This is a genomic window from Kitasatospora phosalacinea, from assembly GCF_000717185.1.
GTDB classification, from domain to species: Bacteria; Actinomycetota; Actinomycetes; order Streptomycetales; family Streptomycetaceae; genus Kitasatospora; species Kitasatospora phosalacinea_A.
The window spans coordinates 1-4276 of sequence record NZ_JNYE01000211.1 but is presented as its reverse complement, the minus strand read 5'-3'; the positions used below and the strand labels follow the sequence as shown (position 1 = coordinate 4276).

The following is a 4276-nucleotide window of genomic DNA, read 5'->3' as shown; positions in this document are numbered from 1 at the left end:
TTACTGGTCATTTCAAAATGAGTTTGACCGAGGGCTTGGCAGTTGAGGGGCGAGGCGGCAGAGTGCTGCATATGCCGGATGATCTTGTGCCAGATGACCTGTGGGAGCGGGTCGCTCCGCTGCTGCCGCCACGCCCGCCGAGGCGCCCCCGCTACCCGGGCCGCCTGCCGACGGATGACCGTGCTGCGCTCCGCGGCATCATGTATGTGCTGTGCAAGGGCGTGAGCTGGCGCGACGTGCCCGCGGAGCGGACCGGGTGCAGTGGTGTCACCGCCTGGCGGCGGTTGCGGGACTGGAGCCAGGCCGGCGTGTGGCCTCGTCTGCACGAGCTGCTTCTTGCCGAACTGCGGTCGGCGGGCCTGCTGGAGATGGACGACGCGGCGGTCGACGGCTCGCACGTCAGGGCCCTCAAGGGGGGGCTCACACCGGACCTTCGCCGGTGGACCGGGGCCGGCCGGGCAGCAAGCACCATCTGATCGTCGACCGGAACGGCACCCCACTCGCTGTCACGCTGACCGGTGGAAACCGCCACGACGTCACCCAGCTGCTGCCGCTGCTGGACGCGATCCCGCGCATCCGGGGCCTGCGCGGACGGCCACGTCACCGGCCGCGCAGGCTCTTCGCTGACCGGGGCTACGACTACGACAAGTACCGGCGCATCCTGCGGCACCGCGGCATCACCCCCAGGATCGCCCGGCGCGGCGTCGCCCACGGCTCAGGACTCGGGAAGACCCGTTGGGTTGTCGAGCGGACCTTCGCCTGGCTGCACCAGTTCAAGCGCCTGCGGATCCGCTACGAGAGACACGCGGACCTCCACCTGGGCCTGCTTCAACTCGCCTGCAGCATCATCTGCCTGCGCAGGCTCCGGCCCTCTTCCTAGAATGATCAGTGATGGCTGGCCGCAGGCGGGCCGCCTTGATTCACGCCCTCAGGCTGACGGGGAAGCAGTCGGGGGTGACGCAGCCGATGATCTGGTGCTGGTCAATGGGCAGCAGGCGGCTGCTGACCGGCTTGGGTGCCGTGGCTGGGCGGGCAGCGTATTCGGCGAGGACGTTGCCCGAGCCGTCGACGACGGTGACGACGGAGGGGACGACGCTGCCGCCTGTGACGACGAGCTGGGGCACCCGGCCTACGTACCGGACGCTGAAGGTGCCCACGTCCTGCGGCGTGAGGTCGGCCTGCGCGACCTGGACCAGAGTGGCTTCGCCCTCGGGCTTGACCTCCGTCACCGGGATGCTGCTCACGTCGGGGGAGGCGGGGCCGCCCTCGGTTGCCTCAAGCGCCCCGAGGTCGGTGATTTCGGACTGGGGCGTGGTCTCGGACATGTTCTCTCCTTGCGGGCCGGCGCGGTGCCGACCTGGTCAGAGCGTCGCAGGGCACGGTGTTGTGCTCAGCGACTTCTGGAGGAAAGGCCGAAAATCGGTGACCCGGCGTGAAACCACGCTGTCCCCGGTCTGTCAGCGGCGAGGCCGGGAGCCGCGGGTCGCCCTACGGTCAGGCAGTATGTGCTCACGCCAGTTGTCCCCCGAAGTGCGCTCCCCCTCAGCGGGGGAGTTCGGCGGTGCGCCCGGGGAGAGCCGTGGTGATGTAGCGCATGGCGGTGTCGTCGGTGATGCCGAACGGGCGCATGAGGTGGAGCGGGTCGCCGGTGGCGGTGGCTGCGTCGAGGAACTGGGCCCGGCCGAGGCGGTAGAGGGCGGTTTCGTCGGCGAGGACCAGTTGCAGGGCGGATTGGGCAATGGCTTACGAGCGGGTTCGTGATAGCGGGTGAGGACGGGATCGCCTGTCGGAGGCCGTGGTTCGCACCTTGGCGGTACGGTCGGAGCGAGGTCGGCAATGGCGCGGTAGGTGTCGGGCAGGTGGTTCCGGCAGTGGGTTCAGCGCCCGAGGCCCTTCCACCGCTTGTGGTCGGCGAGGGTGCGATTCACCCGCTCCCTTCCCTGGCTGCCATACCGGGGTCCGTAGGGTTCCCTGCCTGTCACACCGCAGTCGCACCAGCACGCCTGCACAGGTCGGATCTGGTGTCGATCCCCCGTGGGCGCGACATGGGTTCCGGCCGAACGCTCCCAGCGGCGAACTCCCGCCTCCCCTTGATCCTCAAGGCAGGCAGGGTCAAAAACGGCGATTTCCGGACTACTTAAGCATTGGTGGACGTAGTCGCCCGTTTGCCGCGGTCGTCTGCATGCCAAGGATTCAGTCAGGTATCGGTACGACGGAAGGCGGGTTGAGCATGGCGGACTGGGTGAAGGTCACGGGCGGTCTCAGCGCGATCTATCCCCGGCGGGCTGAGCGACATCGGGGCGGGCGCGGACGGCACGGTCTGGGGCGTCAACGGCGCCAACCAGATCTTCCGGTACGTCGGGGACCAGGACGGCGACAATCCGTGGAAGAACATCTCATCCCCGGCGGGCTGAGCGACATCGGGGCGGGCGCGGACGGCACGGTCTGGGGCGTCAACGGCGCCAACCAGATCTTCCGGTACGTCGGGGACCAGGACAGCGCGAACCCGTGGAAGAACGTCGCCGGCAGCCTGAAGCGCATCGCAGTGGGCTCCCGGACGAACGTGTGGGGCATCGACCCCGCCGGCACCATCTACCGGTACACCAACAACGACGCCAGCGGCACCAACCCGTGGATCAAGATCCCCGCCCCCGGCCCCGCCACCGACATCGCCGCCGGCGCCGACGGCACCGTGTGGCACGTCAACGGCGCCAGCGAGGTCTACCGGTACACCGGCGACCAGCCGAGCTGATCCCCCACCTGCCGTTTCGTGCGGGCCCGGCGGCCCAGAGGGCCCGGGCCCGCACGAATGCACTGGTCACTCCTGCGCCGCGTTCAGCCCGCTTTGGCCAGGTCAGGTGCAGGCACACACGCCAAGCCGCCCCCGCAGGAGATCGCCGAGGCGACCAGCCGACCCGCGCCTGGCAGCAGCAGGCGAAGAGCATCCCGCGAGGCAGCCACCGGCGAAAGGCCCCGGCCCCCGGGTTCGGCACCGGACCCTCCAGCTTCCGCAGACGCGAAATAGGCCGCCCGTACTGACGGTACCCCGTTGGGATGATCTTGCGCCCGTTCCGTACCCGCCGACCAGCAGGCGGTTTTACGGTCGTGCGACCGCCGCCCGCGTTGTGCGAGCGGCACGAAGCGAGAGGACGCCCTGTGATGCCGGATGCGGCTGCGATGAGCGAAAAGTTCGATTCCCTGTTCGCCTGGTTCGACCAGGACGGCGACGGGCAGCTGTCGGGGGCCGATTTCCAGGCCACGGCCGCGGTGTTCTCCCGGACGGCGCGGCCGGGCGACGATGCCAACGTGAAGGCCATCCACGATGCGTTCGGCCAGTGGTGGGACCTGCTGGTCGAGCACGCGGACACCGACGGCGACGGAATGGTCTCCCGCGAGGAGTTCCGCGTCGTCATGCAGGACAACGTGACCGCCCCCGCGCACTTCGAGAGCGCCGTGATGCGGATCGCCGACGCGGTGATGGACGCCTTCGACACCAACGGGGACGGCGTGCTGTCCCTGGAGGAGTACGTGCGCCTCTACGACACCCTGGGCGTTCCCCGCGAGGTGTCCGCGCCGGCGTTCGCCCGGATCGACCTCAACGGCGACGGCGTCGTCAGCCACGCCGAGTACCGCAAGGCGATCGTGGAGTTCTACCTCAGCACCGATCCCGCCGCACCGGGCAACTACCTGTTGGGCCCGGCAGGTCTTTCACTCTGACCCTGCCCCGACTACCGCCCGGCGCCGGCCGTGCTCACTGCTTCCCGGCCCGGCCCGGGTCCCGCAGTGGCCGCAGGCGGCCGGGCATCCCAGGCAGCAGGACGCCTTGCCGGCCGAGCAGGTTGACGCGGTGCCGCTCGAACAGGAGAAGCGGGCGATGTCCTGATCACGGAGGTCGAAGCCGTCGGCGCGCAGCCGCTCCAGGGCAGCGTCCACGTCCAGGGTGTCGACCAGCACCAGAGCATGTTCGAGGCCTGCGGGGCAGCCCCTGCCAGCGACCGGCCGCACAGGCTGTTCGCGGACCGCGGCTACAACCACACCTCCGCGTCCTTCGTCGTAGCGGCATCACGCCGAGGATCACCGCCGCGGCCTCACCCATGGTTCCGGACCGGGCAGGGGACGCTAGCTGGTCGAGCGAACCTTCGTCTGGCTCCACCAGTTCAAACGGCTCCGCACCGGCTACAAGCGACGCACCGACCTCGATTGGGCCTGCTCCAACCAGCCTGCAGCCATCATCTGCCTGCGGAAGCTCCGAACCTCATTCTGAAACGATCAGTTA

The 4276-nt window shown here is 69.2% G+C and carries 6 protein-coding genes; 4 read left to right on the top strand and 2 right to left on the bottom strand.

Annotated elements, in window-relative coordinates:
• Positions 1 to 71 precede the first annotated feature (71 nt).
• Positions 72 to 880 (top strand): IS5 family transposase gene (locus OO57_RS41975; protein ID WP_106974220.1). Its coding sequence is split into 2 segments (ribosomal slippage): positions 72 to 411 and positions 411 to 880, totalling 810 coding nucleotides; the frame shifts between segments, so codons are not numbered across the junction.
• A gap of 40 nt (positions 881 to 920) precedes the next feature.
• Here the strand turns inward: OO57_RS41975 and OO57_RS37530 are convergent.
• Complete coding sequence (locus tag OO57_RS37530) at positions 921 to 1325, bottom strand: hypothetical protein (protein WP_033257369.1); 405 nt, start codon at positions 1323 to 1325, stop codon at positions 921 to 923.
• Between the two features lie 948 nt (positions 1326 to 2273).
• Between OO57_RS37530 and OO57_RS46555 the strand changes: the two genes are divergently transcribed.
• From OO57_RS46555 to OO57_RS37515, 3 genes are all read left to right on the top strand, one after another.
• Positions 2274 to 2414 (top strand): tectonin domain-containing protein, encoded by a 141-nt coding sequence (locus tag OO57_RS46555; RefSeq protein WP_324606821.1) that lies wholly within the window; start codon positions 2274 to 2276, stop codon positions 2412 to 2414.
• Complete coding sequence (locus tag OO57_RS38945) at positions 2384 to 2752, top strand: tectonin domain-containing protein (RefSeq protein WP_051778765.1); 369 nt, start codon at positions 2384 to 2386, stop codon at positions 2750 to 2752. The genes OO57_RS46555 and OO57_RS38945 overlap by 31 nt, the downstream gene beginning before the upstream one ends.
• A 425-nt stretch (positions 2753 to 3177) precedes the next feature.
• A complete protein-coding gene (locus tag OO57_RS37515) occupies positions 3178 to 3717 on the top strand; it encodes an EF-hand domain-containing protein (protein WP_234337711.1) in 540 nt (179 codons plus the stop codon).
• On the opposite strand, the gene OO57_RS44470 is transcribed toward OO57_RS37515, so the two are convergent.
• Positions 3709 to 3954, bottom strand: a complete 246-nt coding sequence (locus OO57_RS44470) for a hypothetical protein (protein WP_158715385.1) — start codon at positions 3952 to 3954, stop codon at positions 3709 to 3711. The two genes, OO57_RS37515 and OO57_RS44470, sit on opposite strands and share 9 nt — an antisense overlap.
• Between the last annotated feature and the right edge of the window lie 322 nt (positions 3955 to 4276).